This window comes from Gordonia sp. 34D, assembly GCF_056682775.1.
Genome location: NZ_CM155293.1, coordinates 1,043,198 through 1,064,035, shown reverse-complemented (window position 1 = coordinate 1,064,035; position 20,838 = coordinate 1,043,198). Strand labels below are relative to the sequence as shown.

At 63.0% G+C, this 20,838-nt stretch carries 20 protein-coding genes; 13 read left to right on the top strand and 7 right to left on the bottom strand.

What is annotated here, in order from left to right; translation table 11 throughout:
* Positions 1 to 25: 25 nt before the first annotated feature.
* The 4 genes from tatA to AC1L34_RS04885 all read left to right on the top strand — a co-directional run bounded on the left by tatA (position 26) and on the right by AC1L34_RS04885 (position 5,051).
* Positions 26 to 289 (top strand): Sec-independent protein translocase subunit TatA, encoded by a 264-nt coding sequence (tatA, locus tag AC1L34_RS04900; RefSeq protein ID WP_424297053.1) that lies wholly within the window; start codon positions 26 to 28, stop codon positions 287 to 289.
* 103 nt (positions 290 to 392) lie between these two features.
* The gene (tatC, locus tag AC1L34_RS04895; protein ID WP_424297069.1) at positions 393 to 1,328 is read left to right on the top strand and encodes a twin-arginine translocase subunit TatC; all 936 of its coding nucleotides are present in this window, start codon (positions 393 to 395) and stop codon (positions 1,326 to 1,328) included.
* A 3-nt stretch (positions 1,329 to 1,331) separates the two neighbouring features.
* A complete protein-coding gene (locus AC1L34_RS04890) occupies positions 1,332 to 4,076 on the top strand; it encodes a DEAD/DEAH box helicase (RefSeq protein ID WP_424323187.1) in 2,745 nt (914 codons plus the stop codon).
* A 63-nt stretch (positions 4,077 to 4,139) separates the two neighbouring features.
* Positions 4,140 to 5,051: a DUF4333 domain-containing protein gene (locus AC1L34_RS04885; RefSeq protein WP_424323186.1), complete on the top strand. Its 912-nt coding sequence runs from the start codon at positions 4,140 to 4,142 to the stop codon at positions 5,049 to 5,051.
* 90 nt (positions 5,052 to 5,141) lie between these two features.
* Here AC1L34_RS04885 and AC1L34_RS04880 read toward each other — a convergent pair whose 3' ends face one another.
* Entirely contained in the window at positions 5,142 to 6,065 is a 924-nt protein-coding gene (locus AC1L34_RS04880; RefSeq protein WP_424323196.1) for a 5'-3' exonuclease, read from the bottom strand.
* A 114-nt stretch (positions 6,066 to 6,179) separates the two neighbouring features.
* Between AC1L34_RS04880 and AC1L34_RS04875 the strand changes: the two genes are divergently transcribed.
* Positions 6,180 to 7,298, top strand: a complete 1,119-nt coding sequence (locus tag AC1L34_RS04875) for a M24 family metallopeptidase (protein WP_424297047.1) — start codon at positions 6,180 to 6,182, stop codon at positions 7,296 to 7,298.
* 132 nt (positions 7,299 to 7,430) lie between these two features.
* On the opposite strand, the gene AC1L34_RS04870 is transcribed toward AC1L34_RS04875, so the two are convergent.
* The 3 genes from AC1L34_RS04870 to AC1L34_RS04860 form a co-directional block, all read right to left on the bottom strand.
* On the bottom strand, positions 7,431 to 8,432 hold the full coding sequence (locus AC1L34_RS04870; protein ID WP_480035161.1) for an IS481 family transposase: 1,002 nt from the start codon (positions 8,430 to 8,432) through the stop codon (positions 7,431 to 7,433).
* Between the two features lie 271 nt (positions 8,433 to 8,703).
* Positions 8,704 to 10,176, bottom strand: a complete 1,473-nt coding sequence (locus AC1L34_RS04865) for an HNH endonuclease signature motif containing protein (RefSeq protein ID WP_480035160.1) — start codon at positions 10,174 to 10,176, stop codon at positions 8,704 to 8,706.
* Positions 10,177 to 10,343: 167 nt separating this feature from the next.
* Positions 10,344 to 10,766: a pyridoxamine 5'-phosphate oxidase family protein gene (locus tag AC1L34_RS04860; protein WP_424322865.1), complete on the bottom strand. Its 423-nt coding sequence runs from the start codon at positions 10,764 to 10,766 to the stop codon at positions 10,344 to 10,346.
* Positions 10,767 to 10,828: 62 nt separating this feature from the next.
* Between AC1L34_RS04860 and dprE2 the strand changes: the two genes are divergently transcribed.
* On the top strand, positions 10,829 to 11,578 hold the full coding sequence (dprE2, locus tag AC1L34_RS04855) for a decaprenylphospho-beta-D-erythro-pentofuranosid-2-ulose 2-reductase (protein ID WP_424322866.1): 750 nt from the start codon (positions 10,829 to 10,831) through the stop codon (positions 11,576 to 11,578).
* Positions 11,579 to 11,602: 24 nt separating this feature from the next.
* Here the strand turns inward: dprE2 and AC1L34_RS04850 are convergent, their stop codons facing one another.
* Positions 11,603 to 12,502 (bottom strand): precorrin-3B synthase, encoded by a 900-nt coding sequence (locus AC1L34_RS04850; protein WP_424294590.1) that lies wholly within the window; start codon positions 12,500 to 12,502, stop codon positions 11,603 to 11,605.
* A gap of 77 nt (positions 12,503 to 12,579) precedes the next feature.
* On the opposite strand from AC1L34_RS04850, the gene AC1L34_RS04845 reads away from it, so the two are divergent.
* From AC1L34_RS04845 to AC1L34_RS04830, 4 genes are read left to right on the top strand one after another with little or no spacing between them, the layout of a single operon-like run.
* Positions 12,580 to 13,176 (top strand): FxsA family protein, encoded by a 597-nt coding sequence (locus AC1L34_RS04845; RefSeq protein WP_424294589.1) that lies wholly within the window; start codon positions 12,580 to 12,582, stop codon positions 13,174 to 13,176.
* 59 nt (positions 13,177 to 13,235) lie between these two features.
* Positions 13,236 to 14,846 carry an amidohydrolase gene (locus AC1L34_RS04840; RefSeq protein WP_424323289.1) on the top strand — a complete coding sequence of 537 codons (1,611 nt, stop codon included), beginning with the start codon at positions 13,236 to 13,238 and terminating at the stop codon, positions 14,844 to 14,846.
* On the top strand, positions 14,798 to 16,462 hold the full coding sequence (gene lnt / locus AC1L34_RS04835) for an apolipoprotein N-acyltransferase (protein WP_424325116.1): 1,665 nt from the start codon (positions 14,798 to 14,800) through the stop codon (positions 16,460 to 16,462). The genes AC1L34_RS04840 and lnt overlap by 49 nt, the downstream gene beginning before the upstream one ends.
* Positions 16,443 to 17,222 (top strand): polyprenol monophosphomannose synthase, encoded by a 780-nt coding sequence (locus AC1L34_RS04830; protein ID WP_424294586.1) that lies wholly within the window; start codon positions 16,443 to 16,445, stop codon positions 17,220 to 17,222. Before lnt ends, AC1L34_RS04830 begins: the two co-directional genes overlap by 20 nt.
* Positions 17,223 to 17,387: 165 nt before the next feature.
* Here the strand turns inward: AC1L34_RS04830 and AC1L34_RS04825 are convergent, their stop codons facing one another.
* Positions 17,388 to 17,732: an RNA polymerase-binding protein RbpA gene (locus AC1L34_RS04825; protein WP_424295123.1), complete on the bottom strand. Its 345-nt coding sequence runs from the start codon at positions 17,730 to 17,732 to the stop codon at positions 17,388 to 17,390.
* A 206-nt stretch (positions 17,733 to 17,938) separates the two neighbouring features.
* On the opposite strand from AC1L34_RS04825, the gene AC1L34_RS04820 reads away from it, so the two are divergent.
* The 3 genes from AC1L34_RS04820 to AC1L34_RS04810 are packed head-to-tail and all read left to right on the top strand — an operon-like array spanning position 17,939 to position 19,379.
* Positions 17,939 to 18,220 (top strand): hypothetical protein, encoded by a 282-nt coding sequence (locus AC1L34_RS04820; protein WP_424295139.1) that lies wholly within the window; start codon positions 17,939 to 17,941, stop codon positions 18,218 to 18,220.
* Positions 18,221 to 18,277: 57 nt separating this feature from the next.
* Positions 18,278 to 19,093 (top strand): adenylate/guanylate cyclase domain-containing protein, encoded by an 816-nt coding sequence (locus AC1L34_RS04815; protein WP_424295125.1) that lies wholly within the window; start codon positions 18,278 to 18,280, stop codon positions 19,091 to 19,093.
* 7 nt (positions 19,094 to 19,100) lie between these two features.
* Positions 19,101 to 19,379 (top strand): hypothetical protein, encoded by a 279-nt coding sequence (locus AC1L34_RS04810; RefSeq protein ID WP_424323000.1) that lies wholly within the window; start codon positions 19,101 to 19,103, stop codon positions 19,377 to 19,379.
* A 348-nt stretch (positions 19,380 to 19,727) separates the two neighbouring features.
* Here AC1L34_RS04810 and AC1L34_RS04805 read toward each other — a convergent pair whose 3' ends face one another.
* On the bottom strand, positions 19,728 to 20,759 hold the full coding sequence (locus AC1L34_RS04805; RefSeq protein WP_424295128.1) for an LLM class F420-dependent oxidoreductase: 1,032 nt from the start codon (positions 20,757 to 20,759) through the stop codon (positions 19,728 to 19,730).
* Positions 20,760 to 20,838: the final 79 nt, after the last annotated feature.

The window sequence follows — 20,838 nt, the reverse complement described above, 5'->3', positions numbered from 1 at the left end:
CTAGGTGATTTCGAAGGGTGCAGTTATGGGTGCGATGTCAGCGTGGCACTGGGCGATCGTGCTGATTGTGCTGGTCCTCCTGTTTGGTTCGGCCAAGCTTCCCGGGGCAGCACGCGGTTTGGGGCGCTCGTTGCGCATCTTCAAGTCGGAAATGCAGGAAATGGCCAGCGACGGCAAGAACGATGCCGCGTCGGATGCAACCGACACGACGGCACCTCGCGAGTTGCCCGCCGCTGAGAAGCCGGCTGTCGCCGATCAGACGCAGCCGACCGACAAGAAGACGGCTTAGCCGCTCACCGACGTAAGTGGCAAGTAACAGCTCACGCGGCAAATTTACGCTCGGCAAGATCGACCCCCGCCGACGGCGCAGCAAAGTTAATCCCGACGGCTCCATGCCGCTGGCCGAGCATCTGTACGAACTCCGCAACCGCCTCGTCATCTCGATGTTGGCAATCGCCGTCACGACGATTTTCGGGTTCTTTTGGTATAGCCACAGCTTTGGGCCAATCCAGTCACTCGGCGAGATTTTGCGTGGTCCCTACTGCGATCTGCCCGCATCATCGCGGGCGAGCCTCACCCCGGACGGCGAATGCCGCCTTCTAGCGACGGGTCCGTTCGACCAATTCATGCTGCGACTGCAGGTTGGTCTCACCGCCGGTGTGGTGCTGGCATGCCCGATCTGGTTGATGCAGGTCTGGCGGTTCATCACCCCGGGTCTAAAAAAGAACGAACGCCGCTACGGGTTCTCATTTGTCGCAGCGGCCAGCGTGCTGTTTGTCGGCGGTGCCATCCTGGCTTACTTCATCGTCTCGAAGGCGTTCGGGTTCCTCCTGACAATCGGCAACGACGTTCAGGTCACCGCCTTATCCGGTGACTTGTACTTCAAATTCCTGCTGCACCTGCTGGTTTTGTTCGGCATCAGTTTTGAACTCCCGCTGTTGATCATCGCGCTCAACTTGGTTGGCGTGCTCACCTATGAGCGACTGAAGAAGTGGCGTCGAGGGCTGATCTTCGCGGTCTTCGTGTTTGCCGCAATTGTTACGCCGGGCCAGGATCCGTTCACCATGCTCGCGCTAGCCGGTGCGTTGACAATCTTGTTGGAACTGTCGATTCAGATCGCACGCCTTAACGATCGTCGCAAGGCAAACAAGAACCCGGACTGGATGGACGTCCCGGACGATCAAGCCTCCCCGTTGGCATCCGGTGCCGACGCAAAGGCGTCTGGAACCATCGATGCTGTCGCGCCGATTCCACGCCCCGGAGCGATCGGCGCCACCAGCGACCGGCAATCTATCGCGACTCCAACCGCATTCGATGACATCCTGTAGTTGATGACCATCGACGAACTTTCCGTATCCGGCCCGGAACTCACGGCCTTCAGTACCCGGATCGGGTTTACTCTCGACCCCTTTCAGCAGCAGGCATGTGCCGCCCTCGAGGCCGAACACGGCGTTCTAGTCTGCGCCCCAACGGGGGCCGGTAAGACCATCGTCGGCGAGTTCGCCGTGCACCTGGCTCTCGCACACAGCACCAAATGCTTCTACACGACGCCGATCAAGGCACTGAGCAATCAAAAGTTCCATGATCTCGCCGAGGTACACGGCTCTGAGAATGTCGGCCTCCTGACGGGCGATAACGCGATCAACTCATCAGCGCCCGTCGTCGTGATGACGACCGAAGTGCTTCGAAACATGCTGTACGCGGATTCGTCCGCGCTCGCCGGACTCTCGCACGTGGTGATGGATGAGGTGCACTTCCTTGCCGATCGGTTCCGCGGTGCCGTGTGGGAAGAGGTCATCCTCGGGCTCGACCCGTCAGTGCGGGTTGTCAGCCTGTCGGCCACGGTCAGCAATGCCGAGGAGTTCGGCGACTGGATTACCGCCGTCCGCGGGGACACCACTGTCATCGTCGACGAACACCGCCCCGTCCCGCTGCATCAACACATGCTAGTGGGGAATCGGACGTTCGGACTATTCGATCGCCGCCATCCCACCCAGGTCAACCCCGAACTAACCCGATTCATCAAAAACCGGCTGCTATCGAATGATGCCGTCGGCAACTACCGAGACCGTGTCGCCCGCGAACGACGTCGAGGCGGCGGTACCGGAGTGTCGCGTCCGCGACTGATCAAGATGCTCGACGAGAACGGCCTGCTACCAGCGATCACTTTCATCTTTTCCCGCAAGGGCTGTGACGGTGCGCTCGCGCAATGCCTGCGCTCGGACCTGAACTTATTGGAACCGGACCAAGTAGCTGCGGTCGACACAATCGTCGACCGACACCTTGTCGCCATGTCACCCGGAGACGCCGACATCCTCGGTGTCGAGGAGTGGCGGGCCGGACTGCGACGCGGATTCGCCGCCCACCACGCGGGTCTGTTACCGATGTTCCGACAGGCCGTGGAAGAACTCTTCGTAGAGGGCCTAGTGAAGGTGGTGTTCGCCACCGAAACGCTGGCCCTCGGCATCAATATGCCCGCTCGCAGCGTGGTCCTGGAACGCCTAGTGAAATACAACGGCGAAGCGCATGTGGACCTCACACCGGGGGAGTACACCCAGCTGACGGGCCGCGCCGGACGCCGCGGAATTGACGTCGAAGGGCACGCGGTCGTGGTGTGGACGCCGGAAGTGGTGCCGGACCGCGTCGCGGGCCTGGCGGGCGCGCGAACCTTCCCGCTCCGCAGTTCCTTCACGCCCGAATACAACATGGCGATGAACCTCATTGACCGACTAGGCGTACAAGGTTCGCGCGACCTGCTGCGGCGGTCGTTTGCACAGTTCCAAACCGACCGGTCGGTGGTCGGACAAGCACGCCAACTCGACCGCGCGCGGATGTCCCTGCGGAAAGTCGACGCCGAACTCGACCACTCGGCCCAACGCAAGGGTCTCGAGCCCGAAGCATTCCTCGAGTACATGTCGCTGCGAGAGGACATCAAACGGCAGGAACGGGCCGCCAAGTTTATGCGGCGCATGGAATCCACAGAAGCGGTCTCCGACGACCTTCTGGCCCTGAAACCCGGGAACGTCATCGGGCTGAATACCGGTCGCCACCGTGGGCTCGCCGTGGTTCTGGAACGCGCGGAAATGGACATTGATCCCAAGCCGCTGGTCTTGTGCGAGGACGGCTGGGTCGGTCGTGTCGGCGTACGCGACTTCGTGAACCCGCCCGAAGTGATCGGTCATGTCCGGATTCCCAAATCCGCCAATCGACGCAGTGCTCGGGGCCGACAGGAACTGGTCTCGATTCTGCGCAATAGCGGAATCGATCGCCCGCGCGGGCGCAACACCAAACGCAAACAGGAAAGCCCCAGTAACGCCCGGCTCATCGAACTCCGCAACAAACTGCGCAAACATCCGGTTCATAAACTTTCCGGAATCGACGACCTGCATCGATTGGCCGAACGTCGCAGTCGCCTGCTGCGTGACATCAACAGCCTGGAACAAGCCGTCGACACCCGGACCGCCGCACTGGAGACCCAGTTCGACGCCATCACCGGCGTGCTTACGGAACTGTCGTATCTCGAGATAGACGACGACGGCGAGCTCGTCGTCACACCAACCGGGACCGTCTTGCGTCGGATCTACTCGGAGAGCGATCTCCTCGTCGCCGAATGCATCCGAGCCGGTATTTGGGATCACCTGTCGCCACCCGACCTTGCCGCCGTCGTGTCGTCGATGGTCTACGAGTCGCGCCGCGACTCCTACACCGGCGGAATCGATTCCATGCCAGGTAACAAGGCCCTGCGCGACGCGCTCACCGAAACCGTCCACGTCTGGGAAAGCACCAACGACATCCAAACACGTCACGGAGTCGTTCAAACGCGCGAACCGGATACCGGCTTCTGTGTCGCTATCGGCGCGTGGGCGTCGGGCAGGTCGCTTCGTGAAGCACTGCTCGCAGCATCCGAACGAGGACAAATGCTCTCACCAGGTGATTTTGTTCGATGGAATCGCCAAGTCATCGACCTCCTCGAGCAGATTCGCGGCAGCGTGGACCCTGATGCGAGCCTTGCAATCGCGGCACGGAAAGCTATCAAGGGTGTGCGGCGCGGCGTCGTGGCATCCGAGTTGGACTGAACCCCTGCGGTAACGTGACACCAGCCAGCGCTTACGGGGCATTTGTTGAGAGGAAGGCGCGAAATGACGAACGACGATCAGCCGACAGAAACGGGTACCCCGGACAACAGTCCCGCGACCCCTGCCGCCGATAGCGAAAAGACGACGGTCGTGCAGCGGCCCGATGTTAGCCAGGCCGACGGTGCCACCACTCCGGTCGTTCCCGCTAGCCCCACCGAGCAATACACCGCGCCTGCGCAGCCGACACCAAATCAGGCGCAACCGACGCAGCAACTAGACCCGCAACAGGCGCAGTACGGTCAACAGGCGCAGTACGGCCAGCAAGCGCAATACGGGCAGCAGCCCCAGTATGGACAGCCCCAGTACGGGCAGCAGCCACAATACGGACAGCCCCAATACGGGCAGCAGCAGTTTGCCGCGCCCGGGCAGTCGTCACAGCCCGGTCAGCCATCTCCGTACGGTCAGACACCCGGCGCTCAGCAGCAGTTTCCCCCGCAGCAGCAGTTCGGGCAGCAACAGTTCGGGCAGCAACAGTTCGGGCAGCAACAGTTTGGGCAGCAACAGTTCGGTCAACCCGGCCAGCCAGCCGCAGATCCAACGCTGAATCCGTTCGCACCGGAACAACAGACCACCAAGAAGAAACTGTCAGGCAGCAAGCTGGTCGGACTTATCGCAGCCGTCCTTCTCGCACTCGCGGCGATCGTCGCACTCACCGCCTTTGTGGTGCCCGGATGGGCCGGAAAGAACCTCAACCAGACCGCCGTCCAAGACGGCGTCACGAAGATCCTTACCGCCTCCGAGCCTGAAGGCTACGGCATCAAAGACGTCAAGGATGTCCAATGCCCGGACGGCCAGAAAGTAGAGGCCGGCGCCACCTTCACCTGCTCGCTGAAGGTGAACGGAGAGAACAAACACGTCACCGTCACTGTCAAAGACAGCAGCGGCACCTACGAAGTCTCTCGCCCCACCAACTAGGGCCCACAGCTAAAACGCGACTCCCGGCGTCGAACACTCACTGAAGGAGTTCAACGCCGGGAGTTGCGGCTGTGTTGCCGGAGTGCCGCGCTACCAGCGAAGCGCGGTACGCAAACGGCCAATAGAAGCGTCAATGCCGAGTTCAGCAACCAACGCGTCCAGGCCTTCGGCATCGGCAGGCGACGTCGGGAGCGCATCCGACTCCGTGCTGTCGATAGTGTCCGCGTCGGTTCGGACCGCAACAACCGTCCTCGCAGCAGCTAGGTAGTCAGCAGAACTCTGAATAGAGTTACGAGCGCGCGCGGGGACTGCCGAAGCCGGATCATAAGCGGCGGCCTCAAGAGCATCGAGGCTACCGAACTGGGTGAGCAGCTTAGCGCCAGTCTTCTCACCAATGCCCGGAACACCGGGAAGACCGTCCGAAGGATCGCCGCGCAGGATCGACATTTCCGCGTAAGCCACCCCCGCCCGTTCAACAGGCACACCATACTTGGCAGCCACCTCCTCCGGACCCATCAACTCGGCCTTCGCAAGGCCGCGCCCCACATAAAGGACACGAACCGGGACAGGATCCTCGGCCACCACCTGCAGGAGGTCCCGGTCACCGCTCACAACCAGCACATCGTCAGTCGCTTCATGGAAAGCCAACGTCCCAATCACGTCGTCTGCCTCACAGCCCTCGGCACCCGACGTAGCGATTCCCGCACACCGCAAAACCTCCAAAATCATCGGGACCTGCGGTGTCAGAGTGTCGGGCACCTCCTCAGCAGCACCGTCACCGTCAGCCGCGACGCGGTGCGCCTTATACGACGGGATGAGATCGGTGCGGAAAGCAGGCCGCCAATCCAAATCAAGACACACCACCAACCGAGAAGGGTCGTGCGTCGTCACGAGCGAAGCGATCGTATCGACAAAACCACGTACCGCATTGACCGGTCGCCCATCGGGCGAGGTCATCTTCTCCGGCAAAGCGTAAAACGAACGAAACCACAAACTCGCCCCGTCGAGGAGCATCACCGATCCGGTCATGGTGAATACCCTATTCACATTGGTCGCCAAGTCCTATCGGGTCGCCGCGAAATCGCCCGAGTTCGGCAGCCTCCAAAGCCGGTGAAATACGGTAAGTACATGGCCACCCGATTCGCCCCAGACGTATACGCCCAACGACTCGCACGCGCAGCCGAACTCACCGCTACCGCTGGATACCACGCGATCGTCGTCGGGACCGGACCAGACTTCCGCTACCTCACCGGTTCAGACGCCGAAACCTTCGAGCGACTCACCGCCCTGGTAATCCCCGCACAAGGTCCCGCACGCGTCGTCACAGCACGGTTAGAGTTAGCTTCCCTCCGAGAATCGGCGATCGGCGAACTCGGCCTGCAGATCACCGACTGGGTCGACGGCGAAGATCCCTACACGCTCGCCCTCGACGGCTTCGGCCCCCACGCGAAACTAGCCGTCTCCGACGCCCTACCAGCCCTACACCTCATTCCACTGAGCCAACGGACAAGCGCACCAATCGCTTTGGCAACACCCGTGCTGCGTGAACTGCGAATGATCAAAGACCAAGCCGAACTCGAAGCATTACGCCGAGCCGGCGCCGCCATCGACCGCGTCCACGCCCGAATGGCCGAATTCCTGAAACCCGGACGCACCGAAGCCCAAGTCGCCGCCGACATCGATGCCGCCATCCGCGCCGAAGGACACAACCTCGCCGAATTCATCATCGTCGGCTCCGGACCCAACGGCGCCGATCCACACCACGAACAGTCCAACCGAATCATCGAAACAAACGACATAGTCGTCATCGACATCGGTGGACCGGTATCGCCCGGCTACAACTCCGACTCCACCCGCACCTACTGCTTCACCACACCGCGCCCAGACATCGCAAAGGCCTACGCGATCCTCGAGCAAGCGCAAGCCGCCGCCGTCGCCGCCGTCCGCCCAGGAGCAACCGCCGAAAGCATCGACGCCGCCGCACGCGACGTCCTCAACGCCGCCGGACTCGGAGACCAATTCATCCACCGCACCGGCCACGGCATCGGCCTATCAGTTCACGAAGAGCCATACATCGTCGCCGGAAACACCGACAAACTCCGCGAAGGAATGGCATTCAGCATCGAACCAGGCATCTACTTCGCCGGCGACTGGGGAGCACGCATCGAAGACATCGTGATCGTGACCGCAGACGGCTGCGAACCAGTCAATACCCGGCCCCACGGATTGGTAGTTCTGCCGGGGTGACGGATTCTTCTACTTCTTCTTCTTCTTCTTCGGCAGGGTGGTGCCCGGGTTGGGCGGGGCGACTTCTGCTTCGGCAGGGGGGTGCCCGGGTTGGGCGGGGCGACTTCTGCTTCGGCAGTCCTCGCTCCTTCGCTAGCTGTACTTCTTCGTGACGTTGTGAACGCGTTGTGCCGGTGTGAGGCCACCGATGCCGGTGTGGGGTCGGTGATGATTGTAGTGATGTAGCCATGCTGTGTACGCGAGCTCGCGTTCGTGTTCGTTTTGATAGCGGGCGGCGTAGGCCCATTCGGTAGCAAGAGTCCGGTTGAACCGTTCTACTTTGCCGTTGGTTTGGGGTCGGTAGGGCCTGGTACGTCGGTGTTTCACCTTCGGTCCGAGTGCCTCAGCGAAGGACTTTGATCGGTAGCAAGCGCCGTTATCGGTCATGACGGCCCGAACGGTGATGCCTAGTGAGGCAAAGTAGGCGTTGACACGTTTCCAGAAGGCGGCCGCGGTCTCTTTACGTTCGTCGTCGAGGATCTCTGAGTACGCCACACGAGAGAAGTCGTCGACGGCGTGGTGAAGGTAGCGGTAGCCGCGAGCCGATGATGCTCCTTTGCGTCCGGCTTTTTCTCGGGCGACAGCAGATCGACGATCTTCTGGCGAGCCTCGCCCGTGGGTACGCCACCCGCCTCCATCAGGGATCTTGCCCTGCTTTTTGATGTCGATGTGTACGAGGTCGCCGGGGGCCTTCATCTGGTAACGGACTGTCTTTGGCCGGCGCACTGGCAGTCCGGTGGCTTGGTCGAGCGCCGATAGCAGCGGCATGCGGTAGCGCTTGAGGATGTGTTCGACCGTCGATCGGGCTATGCCTAGGTGGTAGCCGATGCGGTGCGGACCCCATTGACGGGAGAACCGCAGGGCGATAATTCGCCGTTCGGTTCGCTTGTCTGTTTGTCTCGGTGAGGAATGCGGCCGTGAGCTTCGGTCAGTGATTTCTTCGCCAGCCCGGTAACGGTCGGCCCATGTTTTGGCTGTTGTTGGGGAGCATTGAAAACGTTCTGCGGCACGTCGAAGTGACCATCCTTGATCGACGATCAGGGAAGCAAGCCGGCGGCGGCCCTCAGCGGTGAGAAATGCGTTAGCGTGTGTCACGAAGACCTCCGGGTGTTGATGGTGAGTGTGGTAACCCAACATCCTGCCCGGAGGTCTTCGCCTACATCAGGTGTTCACAACGTCCCGAGGAATTACAGCTAGCGCTTCGTCGCTGCGGAGGGCTCTTCAGAAGTCGCCCCGCCCAACCCTCGTATCGCTGTCCTGTCCAGCCCTCGTACTCGTTAGTCTCGCTGTCCGAGCTGCGTTTGTTGGGTTGTTTCTGTGGGCGTGACTGAACTCCCGACCGGCCGATTTCTGGCTGGTCGGGTGGTTAAGCCCCTAGCAGGTGTTCGAGGTGGGCCTCGATGCGGGAATCTTCAGGGGCCGGTGGGGCGTGGGGGCCCTGAATGGGTAGGAGTTCGGCGTGGTGGGTTTGGTTGACCCGCCACGCGGCGCGCCTGCCGGGGGTGCGGGGCCGCCAGGCGACCCGGCCCCGGGCGGGGCCATCAATAACAAGTTGGGTTTCCCACTCGCCGACGTTCTTGCCCACGCTGCGGTTGTGGCGTCCGCACGCGGCACCCAAATGGTCCACATCCGTGGGACCACCATCGGCCCAATCCGGGAAATGGTGCGCCTCGGTCCGGGCGAACGGGGCATTACACCGGCGTGCGGTGCACCCGCGGTCGCGGGCGAAAAGCATGAGGCGTTGGGGCTTGTTGGCCAACCGCGACCCCCGCCCCAAGTAGAGAGGCTGGCCGGTGGAGTTGGCGAAGACCGCCAAATGCGGGGTCGCATTCGCGGCCAGCTCGACGAGCTCGCCCACCGGAACCCGGGTTCCGGTCGCAGTGAGGGCGACTCCGGCCTTCTCGGCCAACTCCCGGTCAGTCACCGTGATGACCAACTCCGACGACAACGCCCGGCCAGCGCCGGGCCGCAGGGCTTGCTCGGCCTCCAGCAGAGCCAGCAGGGCATCGTGCTGGCGTTGGCCGATCGAACGGTCATCGCGTTCGGCCGCCGCGGCGAGGGCGGCCGGATCAGCGGCCTCAGCCGCCCCGCGTGGGGAGGCTGGGTCGGCGGGGTTGTTCATTCCGGGCTTGGCCCAGGAGTCGAACATGACCTCGAACCGGGCCCGAAGTTCGGGGGTGAGGTAGCCCCGAACTTTGCTCATCAGGCGTTGGTCTTGCCCGCCGAGCCCGAACTGGCGGAGCCGTTTGCGGTCCCGCTCATCGGTGAGCGCCCCGTCAGGGTCCAAATGGGCCAACAGGCGGTGCCCGGCCGTGCGGACCCCGGCCGGGGTGAGGTCGCGGGCGACCTCGGCCAACTGGGCCTCAGCCCCGGCCCGCACCTGCGGGTCGACCGCGGCCGGGATTTTCCGCATCACCGCATCAATCTCGACCACATGGTCGGTGCCGATCGCGCCGTCGGCGACCGCCTCGGCTGTGGCCGGGAACGCCGGCGGAAGAGTTTCGCCCTGCAGGTTCGACAAGCAGGCGATGCCCTCGGTGGCGATCCGGCGCCGCCGCGCCTCTCCATCCCCGAGGCGTAGGCCTCCGGCGAGGAACGCATGGACCGAGAGGAACCCGGCCTTGCGGTAGGCACCGCGATCGGAGATCTCGGCCAGCAGCGCCGAGTTCGCGCCGTCGAAGCGGCGGTTGGCCCGCTCAAGGACCTCCGCGGTCTCCAAGAGCTGCCCCTCGGTGGAAGCAGTGAACACTGCACTGGCGAGCTGGGCGGCGACCGCGCTTGCCAGCGAGGCGAGCTCGGCCGGATCCTTTACCTCGGCAATTGCCTGGGTTAGGTCCATCGAGTTCACCTCCTCGCGGCGTTAGTGAAGTAGCTGCACTGAAGTAGCTGCGCTAAAGAATCTGTAGTGAAGCACTTCACTGTGTGTTCGTTTATTTGTGTGAACACTATCGCGAGGGTCTGACAATTATCGGCGTCGCCGATTTGGGCGTAACTAGCTCGGTCTAACTAGCTGGGCGCATCTGCTGTCGACTTGAACATCCCTGCCGAACCCAGGACTCGTTCGATGCTCATCTCGAGGACGACTCGCTTCGGGTTTGGCTGGGGTTTGCGGTAGCGGGCCGCATACCTGGCCTCACCGTCGGCGACGGATACCGCGTCGCGCTTCACGACCATCGGACCCTCGAACGTTAGCCAGCGCGGACCGTCGACGTGCGTCAGCGCTCCATAGCCGCCTCGATCGGCATTCCGAACTTTCTGTGAGCCCTCGAATGTGATGACTCGGGCTTTGCCAGCTTCGGCATCGAAGGTGAAACCCACGGCCACGACGTGCGGCGTGCCATTGGCGCGCACAGTCGCCAGGCTTGCCAAGTGATACTCGGACAGCATCTGCAGGGCTTCGGCGGACAGATCATCGGTGGTGCGACTCATAGTGCTCAACGGTATCGGCAGGCGGAGTGGGGCCCGCGGCGCGGGCAGGGGATACTGACGCAATGGGAACAATCGTCGTCTTCGGTGGCCGCAGCGAGATCGGTGTGGCGACCGCCGTTCGCCTCGCCGACGGAAATCGAGTGGTCCTCGCGGCACGCCGCCCCGAAAACCTGCAGCAGGAAACCTCAGCCCTGCTCGCTGCGGGTGCGACCGACGTCACCACCCTCACCTTCGACGCCGATGACGTCGCCTCGCATCCGGCGCTCATCGAATCATTGTTCGCCGAGCACAGTCCCATCGACGTCGCTATTGTTGCGTTTGGCATTCTGGGCGACGCCGCCCGAGCCGAAACCGACGTCGAACACGCCCTGGCGATCGCCCACACTGACTACTACGCGCAGATCAGCGTCATGACACCGCTGGCGGTTGCCCTCCGCAAACAAGGCTCAGGCACCATCATCGCCTTTTCGTCGGTTGCCGGTGTGCGTGTCCGACGCGCGAACTACGTTTACGGATCAACCAAGGCCGGGCTCGACGGCTTCGCCAGTGGCTTGGCCGATGCTCTGCAGGGCTCGGGGGTCAACTTGCTCCTGGCCCGGCCGGGATTCGTGATCGGTGCGATGACCAAGGAGTTGATGGATTCGGGCGTGAAGCCAGCGCCCTTCTCCAGGACTGCCGATCAAGTCGCCGACGCTGTCGCTAGGGCGTACCGAAAAGGCAAGGGAGAGGTCTGGATTCCGGGGATCCTGCGCCCGATGTTCTTCGGTATGCGGATGCTGCCGCGCGCCGTGTGGCGGCGGTTGCCGCGCTAGATCGGTCCCCGGCGGGAGTTTCGGCTACTGCTTCGAGGCGGCATCGGCGTCGAAAATGAAGCCCATCGGCGCCAAAACCCGCACGACCGTCTCGGCCACGCCTTCGGTGAGGTCGGCGATCACAATCTCGCGGTCGTGAGTGAATAGGACGGGTACTCCGATGGCCGCAGCGAACTGCGCCTGCCGCGGCGATAGTCGCCCCGACTCGGTGACTGCACCCAGCAGAACTCGCCCGTCTGCTTGGGTAAACCAGCCAATCGTCGGGAGGACGGTTGGCTGTGTACGGGCGACTCGTTCCGTGTGGTCGGCGAGATCCGCGCGACCGAGCGTTTTCGCACGCTCGACCATGCCCGCAGCACCGCCCAGGGCAAAGGCCTCGGCGACGGTAATCATGGCCGCCGGAGCTTCCGCCACCGGAACAATCCGCCCCGTGGCCTGCCCGGCAACGACTAGTTCGGCTTCTTCGCTCGAGACAGCAACGGTGACGATGTCGATCTGCCGCATCAGTACATCGCCGTGACCGTCGTCGAAGCCAAAAGTGATTTCCGCAGGCAGATCGCCTGATCCGGCGCGCTGGCGGGCCCGATGCCCGAGTTCTGCAGCTGCGGCCCATACGTCGGCCAGACCGCCGATACGTCCGCTCAGCGATGACACCTCGATGGTGTGGGTCCGGTCGGGTGAGTCGCTAGCCACCAGGCCAGCGTCGTGCAGCCGTTCCGTCAACGCCCGAACGGATTCCGGTTTGATGCCGTGCAACCACAATTCACCGTGCGCGCCCAACTCCAAATGGGAGATCTCGTGATCGTCAGCGGCAACGGCGATTGCATCCAAGTTGGCCGCCTCGATCAGACCGTGGAGCAACCGGATTCGCGCTCGATGACCGTCTTCGGACGGTGCGATGGCGAAATCTCCGGGGATAGTCACATGCTCCAGCGTACGAGAGGCTGGCAGCCTTCTCTGGGTCCCGGGAGCAAAATCGGGCGCTCGAACGTTAACCAGACATGATGTACATCTTCCTCGGATACGTGGCGGTCGAAATTGCCGCCTTCTGGGCCATGGTCCACTTCTTCGGTTTCTTGTGGGCGCTGTTCATCACGATCGCGGTGATGGGTATTGGCTACCTGGTGCTCGGGAACCGAATTCGTAGCCTGGGCGACAACTGGCGTACCGCCAAAACCGCCCCGACCGTCCCCGATTCGCCAATTGGCAATGCGGCGCTCTACGCGATGGCCGGAACTTTGACGATCGTTCCCGGTGCTGTGTCCAGCATCATTGGCCTGCTGTTGATGGCGAAGCCGGTCCGGAAACTGGCTGGTCCTGTCGCTGATGCCGTCGCGATGCGCCGCTTCGTCTCGATGTCACAGCGAGCAGGCATCCTCGGACCCAACATTTTCCAAAGCGGTGGCAGCGGCTCACGCGGCCGTCGCTTCTCCTACGGGAGCGGATATATCGACGGGTCCGTTGAGGACGTTGTCGATGCGCCTGCCAGCACTGTCGACGACATCACCGTCCGCAACGCCGACGGCACCGTTTACATCGACCTCCCGGAAATCGACGCGCGCCATCCGCATCCGCGTCCTGATTCACCAGCCGCCTGAGTCACACATCACCGGATGGCGACCGAATTGACTGTCGGACGTCTGGGAGAATGGCCCACGTGAGCACGCAGCTACTCCTCGGAGGCATGGTCTACTCATCGCCGGCAGTTCCCGACGCCACGGCGATGGCAGTGACCGACGGAACAATCGTGTGGGTGGGGTCCGACGACGTCGGCCGCGCACTGCATCCGGACGCTGAGGTCGTCGACCTGGCAGGGAGGTTCGTGAGTCCGGCGTTCGTCGATTCGCACGTGCACCTCACCGACACCGGCATCGCCCTCGGCGGACTCAATCTGTCTGGTGCTACCAACCGCGCTGACTGCCTCCAGCAGCTCGCAAAATACCTCGCCACGCACGACGACGACCTCGTCTGGGGCCTGGGATGGGATGCCTCAGCCTGGACCGGTGATGCTGGCCAAGACCAGCCCCCAACTACCTCCGATCTCGACGCCATCGCTGGCGACCGTCCCGTCTACCTGGCACGGATCGACGAACACTCTGCGGCGGCCTCGAGCGCGCTGCGGCGAATGGTGCCCGATCTGCAAGCGGAGAACGGATTCTCCGCTGAGCAGCCCCTCGTGGCCGACGCACACCATCGCGTCCGATCCACGGCCCGCAACCTCATGAGCCCGGCCATCCGGCAGCGCGCCCGACTGCGGGCCCTCGATTACGCCGCCTCGCGGGGCGTGGTTGCCGTTCACGAGAACGGCGGCCCCGATATTGGCGGCCTCGACGACTTCCGCGCTATCGCCGACCTCAATCACGGGGTTAGTGTTCGTCGGTACTGGGGTGAAGCCGCGTCGTCGACTGACGAAGTGAAGGCGATCTTGGAGCGTACCGGTGCCGATGCGCTCGGCGGCGACCTCTTCGTTGACGGTGCCCTCGGCTCGCGCACCGCGTGGCTCACCGAGCCCTACGCGGACGCGGCCGCCAGCGGGATCAGCTACCTGAGCGAGCAAGTGATCCTCGACCACCTCCGAGCCACCACCCAACTCCGCGTTCAGGCCGGATTCCACATGATCGGCGACGCCGCTGCCGGAGCTGTTGCGACCGCACTGACAATCCTCGCCGAAGAACTCGGCACCCCAGCGTTGGCGAGTTGCGCCCATCGCCTCGAACACGCCGAAATGGTGACGCAGGAACAAGCCGAACTGTTCGCTCGCTGCGGTGCCGTCGCCAGCATGCAACCGCTGTTCGATGCAGCCTGGGGCGGACCCGACGACCTGTATGCGGCCCGCCTCGGCGATCGTCGTACCAGCCTGAACAATTTCGCGATGCTAGCGAAAGCTGGTGTGGGACTCTCACTTTCCAGCGATTCACCAGTATGCGACATTGATCCCTGGGCCACGATCCGCGCCGCAGCGCATCACCGGACCGAGGAGAACTCGATATCTCCCCGTGCCGCCTTCGCTGCGTCCACCCGCGGTGGCTGGCGCGCCGCAGGCATTAACGACGGCCTCACCGGCACCCTCGTCCCCGGCGCACCAGCACACTATGCGGTGTGGGATGTCGATGAACTCGTCGTCGCAGCATCGACCGAGAACGTTCAGCGATGGTCCACCGATCCACGTTCGCGGGTGCCCGCACTACCGGCAGTCGACGAAGATGCCCGTCTCCCCGAATGCGTACAAACCGTCGCAAACGGGCAACAGATCTTTTCCCGCGCGTGACCGACAGCATTCGATGGTGGCATCGGGTTGTGGTCGCCGCGGTCGCGGGCGGCCTGATGTACCTGACGTTCCCACCGTTTCACCACACGTGGTGGTTAGCGCCAATTTCGTTGGGGCTGCTGTACGCGACGATGGCGGTCGGCAAACCGTCCGTCCGAAGCTGTGCTGGCTCCGGCTTCAGTTACGGCCTCGCCTTCTTCCTGCTCCTGATCCCGTGGGTAGGGGAGTACGTGGGACCAGTTCCCTGGATCGCGCTGTCGGCCGTCATGGCGGGTTACCTGGCCCTATTTGGCGCCCTCGCCGCAGTCACCATGCGACTGCGATTCCGCCCGGTCTGGTTCGCACTCAGTTGGGTGAGTGTCGAGACGATTCGCTCGGCGTTCCCGTTTGGCGGATTTCCGTGGGGTCGGACGGCGTTTGGGCAAGTCGAGGGCTGGTACCTTCCGTTGACATCGGTGATCGGCGTTCCGGGTGTGGCGTTCGCCGTGGCACTCACTGGCGCCGCGGCCGTCGCCCTGATCATTCGCCTCCTTGACGACCGGTCCAGCGTTGTCCGGAATGGGACCGCGCTAGTCGCCGTGGCCGCGGTAGTCGTGCCGTTGGGCCTCGGTGCCGTTCTCGCTGTTACCGGCAGTCCACTGACCTCGAAGTCGGGGGAGTTGGACGTCGTCGCGGTACAAGGCAATGTGCCTCGACTGGGCCTGGACTTCAATGCCCAGCGGCGTGCCGTCCTCGACAATCACACGCGGGAAACGCTCCGGCTGGCCGAGCAGGTCAACAACGGTAGCCGGACTAAGCCGGACCTGGTCCTATGGCCGGAGAATGCTGCCGACGTGCCGCCAACCGTCTACCCGGACGCTGCCGCGAGTATTCGCGCCGCAGTCACCGCCGTCGGTGCTCCCATTGCTTTCGGTACCTGGATTCCCGGGCCCGACGGCCCCACCAACTCAGTGCTGCTGTGGAGCGCACGCGACGGATACGCCGACGCCGAACCGTCCGGGCGCTACGACAAGCACATCGTCCAACCGTTCGGTGAGTACCTGCCATGGCGGAGCTTCTTCCGCCTGTTTTCGTCCTACGCCGACCGTGCTGGCGACTTCCAACCCGGTACTGGGCCCGCGGTCCTTGACGTCCCCACCGAACAGGGAGACGTCGAGATGGGAGTGGCGACGTGCTGGGAGGTCGCGTTCGATCGCGCCGCCCAACAGTCCGTCCGTGAAGGTGCGCAGTTCCTGTTTGTCCCAACCAACAATGCGACGTTCGGTCGGACCAACATGTCCTATCAACAATTGGCGATGTCTCAGGTGCGAGCCGTCGAGACTGGGCGCAGCGTCGTCGTGGCGGCCACGAGTGGCGTTAGCGCGATGGTGGCGCCAGACGGCTCGCTGATCTCAAGCAGCGGGATTTTTACCCCCGACCTGCTGCAGGAGAAGATGCAGTTGCGGACCGGAACCACGCTCGCAGTCCGATTTGGACCTTGGCCACAACGCTTTGTGGTCCTCTTAACCGCGGTCGCATTTTTGTACGCGCTGCGTGGACGCACTAGCCTCGATGTGTTAGCCGGTCGGAGGGGATCGGCCACGACAAAGGAGCACGATGGCCAGCAGGCAACCTGAATCGCGCATCGTTGGATCGAACGGTGAGAACGCACTCGTCGTCATTCCGACGTTCAACGAACGCGACAACCTGCCACTCATCGTCGAGCGACTGCTGTCGTCGCAGACGGGCGTTCACGTTCTGGTCGTCGACGACTCAAGTCCGGACGGTACAGGCGATATCGCTGACCGGCTTGCCGCCGATGACGCTGCAGGGCGCATCCATGTGATGCATCGGACGGCCAAAGACGGCCTCGGCAAGGCCTATCTAGCCGGTTTCGCCTGGGGACTCGATCGCGACTACGCCGTGATTGTCGAGATGGATGCCGACGGCTCTCATGCGCCCGAGCAGTTGCATCGACTTTTCGACGGCATTAACTCCGGGGCCGATCTCGTCATTGGGTCGCGCTACGTTCCGGGCGGGGAACTCGTCAACTGGCCGAAGCGCCGCGAAGTGCTATCGAAGGGCGCGAACACCTACGCTCGTTTGGCCCTCGGCGCCAAGGTCAAGGACATCACCGCCGGTTACCGCGCCTTCCGACGCGAAGTGCTCGAGAAGATCGGTCTCAACGAAGTCGAGTCGGCTGGCTACTGTTTCCAGATCGACCTCGCATGGCGGTCGTTGCAGAATGGCTTCACGATTCTCGAAGTCCCGATCACCTTCACTGAACGCGAGATCGGCGAGTCGAAGATGGACGGCGGCGTCATCGCCGAATCCTTCATCAACGTCGCCCGCTGGGGCATCCAAGGCCGCCTCGACCGCCTCCGCGGCAAGAAGTAGCACCCACCCCGCACACCCCGTTTCCGTGTTCTCGCATGATGCGTTGATTCCCGCACTATGTCTGACATAGTGCGGGAATCAACGCATCATGCGAGAACGGACGCGGAGAGAGATGGGGAAGGGCCCCGGGAGTCTGTGATTCCCGGGGCCCTTCCTTGTGTTTGCTTATGCGGTTCCGCCGCGACGACGCTGCTTCAGCAGGTCTAAGCGTTCGGTAAGCAGTACTTCTAGTTCAGCTTCCGAGCGACGCTCCAGGAGCATGTCCCAGTGGGTGCGCGGCGGCTTGCCCTTCTTTTCCTCGGGGGCAGCACCTTCGAGGAGCTTGCCTTCCATACCGTTCTTGCACGGCCAGGTACCGGGGATTTCAGCTTCGTCTGCGAACGGAATGTCGAAGATTTCGCCGTTGTCGGTGCGGTACTGGACGAGGCGACGCGGCGCGAGATCGTGGTCGCGGTCGGTCTCGTAGCTCACCGCTCCGAGCCGGCTGCCACGCAGGACTCGATCTGCCATGAAGTCTTCCTCTCAATCGGTCTGGTGTCGGGGTCGTCAATGTCGGGTGATCGGTGCCATTCTACGCGGTCTGGGCCGCAGGCCGCGTTCCGCGGTACCGTCACTATGTGTCTCAATCTCCGACCACCGCATCGCCGCCCCCGGAAGCTGCAGGCCAGCCAGGTCTTCGTCGGCGGCCGTACGCGTGCGCTTGGTGTGGACGCGAGATGGTGGATTCGGAGCGTGGACGTAGGCGCAAGTACTGCAAACGGTCATGCAGGCAGCGCGCCTACGAACAAAGAACGCTGGTTGAGGGTACTTCTATTCCCGCCGACGCCATTATTTTGAGCCCGACCGAAGCGGCCGAACTCGGCGACCGGATGTTTGCCCTGCGCTGCGCTGCCGAAGACCTCGCCACCGCGTTGGGAGAGCAGGCAGACAGGGAAGCCCTGGCCGAACTCACCGAGGAACTGCTGCGGTTGGCTCGCGAAGCCGAACGCTTGCGTTAGCTGACCCACAGTCCGAGTGCGGACGACTGTCGGTACTCGGCAGTAGGATTAGACATCGTGAACGACGAACGCGAGGCTGACGCCGCCGCACCCGACAGCGGGTCCGGTCGGGCACTGGCGCGGGCCGGAGAGCTCCTCGCCCGCACCGACGAAAGCTCAACCGCCATTCGTGCCGCCCATCTGGCGCTCCGACTCGCGCCGTTCGAAGGGATTCTGCCACCGGGCGATCGCACTTCCGACCGCGTGGCACGACTGCTCGTAGACGTTCGGCCCGACCGCCCCAGCGCCATTCGCGAACTCGGTTTAGGCGCGGTTGTGGTGTGGCAATCGCTCGTCGAACGTCGGCAACCCAACCCCACCGGCCCCGTCGCAGCAACCATCCTTTTCACCGACCTCGTCGGGTTCTCCACGTGGGCATTGCGAGCGGGGGACGACCAAGTTCTGGAGTTGCTGGAACAAGTGAACGACGTCCACGAGCAAGTAATCCAGTCGCACGGTGGCCAGGTAGTCAAGACCATCGGCGACGGGACCATGGCGGTATTCGTCGATGCCAGCGATGCGATCGCGGCCGCCCACGAGTCCGTTGGTGCCGTGAGCGCAATTGTCGTCGGCGATTTCCGGCCCGCCCTGCGGGCTGGCCTGCACTCCGGAATGCCGCGCGCGGTGGGCGGCGACTTTCTCGGTGTTGACGTCAATATTGCGGCTCGCGTGTGCGATGCAGCAGGCGGTGGCCAGGTCTACGCGAGCCAGGCCGCGCTCGATGAGGTCAACGCCGATGAGTACGTGGTACGCCGCAAGCGCTTCAAGGCGAAGGGCGTGCCGAAGGGCCTTCAGGTGTTCCGCGTGGTGCCGCGGTACGACGAACCCGTCTGATCCGCGCATGCCATTCGACGACGACGATCTCGAGGCTTACTACCGGCGTGTGGAGGCCAGGACCTCGGCGAACTCGTCACGGTCACGCAAACGTGAACGCGTGGTGCCTGCGGTGCAATTTGAGTGTCCGACACCGGAGAAGATCGCCTACCCGACCCTTGCTGCGGTCACCGGCGCCATCCTCGCTATTGCCAGGCAGTCGCGGGATCGCCCATCGCTTCGTTCGTACGAGTGCAAATGCGGTTCCTGGCACCTCACGAGCGCGGTGCCGCGCCCCTACCGATAACAACGTCCCACCGAAGAAACAGCAGGTCCCCGACGGGTTTCCGTCGGGGACCTGCTGTTGTCGTTAGTGCCGAGCAGCTAAGCGGCGCCGAGTACAGCTACCGGCATGTTGCCAAGTTGCATGCTCAGGCGTTCGTTAGCGCTCTGGTCCATCCGGACAGCAATTCGGTGAGCGAGATCGCGGATCCTGGATACAAAAGTCGGACTGGTGCTGGTGTGCATGGTGGAGTCCTCCTCCGTCAGTTGCAGTCCATTCATTTGTAACCTAGCGGCAAGGTGATGTCAAGTTCCATTGGGTCGTGGTTCACCTTTTGTTAACCTAATCCAACCGGCGTTCACCTAACGCGGCCTAGATAAGTGACGCTAGTCTCTCTACCTCCTGGACTGTGCCCGCCGACACCAACATGGTCGTCACGCCAGCCTTCTCCCACACTTTGATCTGTTCGCGAACGTGGGACTCATCGCCGACAATTGCCGAATCGTCAACGACCGCATCGGGGATGATCGCGGCCGCTTCCGCCTTGCGGTCACTGCGAAACAATGCGGTGACCTCGTCAACCACGTCGCCGTAACCCATCCGGCGGTACACCTCGGCGTGGAAGTTGGTGTCCTCGCTACCCATGCCACCCATGTAGAGCGCGAGGAAAGGCTTGATTGCGGCGTAGGCGGCGTCGCGATCCTCAGTGAGGACAATTTGCGCGACCGCCGCGATTTCGAAGGTCTCACGAGTGTTGCGCGCTCCGGGACGTGCGAAGCCTTCATCAAGCCAACCGTTGTACTCGTCCGCCATCCGCGGGGTAAAGAAGAGCGGCAGCCATCCGTCGGCAATCTCGGCCGCGAGGGCAATGTTTTTCGGGCCCTCGGCACCGAGATACACGGGAATGTCGGATCGCAGGGGATGCACGATCGATTTGAGAGGCTTTCCCAATCCCGTGGAGCCTTCGCCAGCGAGCGGGAGTGGGTAGTGCGGGCCAGCGTTTGTGACGGGGGCTTCACGCGCCCACACCTGGCGCATGATGTCGATGTATTCGCGCGTGCGGGCCAATGGCTTGCCGAACGACTGCCCGTACCAGCCTTCGACGACCTGCGGCCCGGACACACCGAGACCGACGATGTGCCTTCCGCCGGACAGGTGATCGAGTGTTTGTGCCGCCATGGCGCACGCGGTAGGGGTGCGCGCAGAGAGTTGTAGGACCGAGGTCCCCAATTGGAGCCGCTGGGTTTGGCTGCCGTACCAAGACAGGGGCGTGTAGGCGTCTGATCCCCACGCTTCTGCGGTAAAGACCGAGTCGAAGCCCGATCGTTCGGCGGCTTCGACGAGCTCGCGGTGATTTGTGGGCGGCTGTGCGCTCCAATAGCCAAGTTGCAGACCGAGTTTCATTCCCCGAGCCTAACGAGCAAAGCCTCGCCGGAAGTATTTTCCGGCGAGGCTTTGCTCGTTTTGCGGTTCCCGCCTGAGG

Excerpts from the sequence above, each read along its gene's own strand:
- tatC (WP_424297069.1), top strand. The coding sequence starts at position 393 with ATGCCGCTGGCCGAGCATCTGTACGAACTCCGCAACCGCCTCGTCATC.
- AC1L34_RS04875 (WP_424297047.1), top strand. The coding sequence starts at position 6,180 with ATGGCCACCCGATTCGCCCCAGACGTATACGCCCAACGACTCGCACGC.
- AC1L34_RS04810 (WP_424323000.1), top strand. The coding sequence starts at position 19,101 with ATGCCATTCGACGACGACGATCTCGAGGCTTACTACCGGCGTGTGGAG.
- AC1L34_RS04885 (WP_424323186.1), top strand. The coding sequence starts at position 4,140 with ATGACGAACGACGATCAGCCGACAGAAACGGGTACCCCGGACAACAGT.
- AC1L34_RS04830 (WP_424294586.1), top strand. The coding sequence starts at position 16,443 with ATGGCCAGCAGGCAACCTGAATCGCGCATCGTTGGATCGAACGGTGAG.
- AC1L34_RS04805 (WP_424295128.1), bottom strand. The coding sequence starts at position 20,759 with ATGAAACTCGGTCTGCAACTTGGCTATTGGAGCGCACAGCCGCCCACA.
- AC1L34_RS04820 (WP_424295139.1), top strand. The coding sequence starts at position 17,939 with ATGGTGGATTCGGAGCGTGGACGTAGGCGCAAGTACTGCAAACGGTCA.
- tatA (WP_424297053.1), top strand. The coding sequence starts at position 26 with ATGGGTGCGATGTCAGCGTGGCACTGGGCGATCGTGCTGATTGTGCTG.
- AC1L34_RS04825 (WP_424295123.1), bottom strand. The coding sequence starts at position 17,732 with ATGGCAGATCGAGTCCTGCGTGGCAGCCGGCTCGGAGCGGTGAGCTAC.
- AC1L34_RS04860 (WP_424322865.1), bottom strand. The coding sequence starts at position 10,766 with ATGAGTCGCACCACCGATGATCTGTCCGCCGAAGCCCTGCAGATGCTG.
- AC1L34_RS04880 (WP_424323196.1), bottom strand. The coding sequence starts at position 6,065 with ATGCTCCTCGACGGGGCGAGTTTGTGGTTTCGTTCGTTTTACGCTTTG.
- lnt (WP_424325116.1), top strand. The coding sequence starts at position 14,798 with ATGCGTACAAACCGTCGCAAACGGGCAACAGATCTTTTCCCGCGCGTG.
- AC1L34_RS04890 (WP_424323187.1), top strand. The coding sequence starts at position 1,332 with ATGACCATCGACGAACTTTCCGTATCCGGCCCGGAACTCACGGCCTTC.
- dprE2 (WP_424322866.1), top strand. The coding sequence starts at position 10,829 with ATGGGAACAATCGTCGTCTTCGGTGGCCGCAGCGAGATCGGTGTGGCG.
- AC1L34_RS04865 (WP_480035160.1), bottom strand. The coding sequence starts at position 10,176 with ATGGACCTAACCCAGGCAATTGCCGAGGTAAAGGATCCGGCCGAGCTC.
- AC1L34_RS04845 (WP_424294589.1), top strand. The coding sequence starts at position 12,580 with ATGATGTACATCTTCCTCGGATACGTGGCGGTCGAAATTGCCGCCTTC.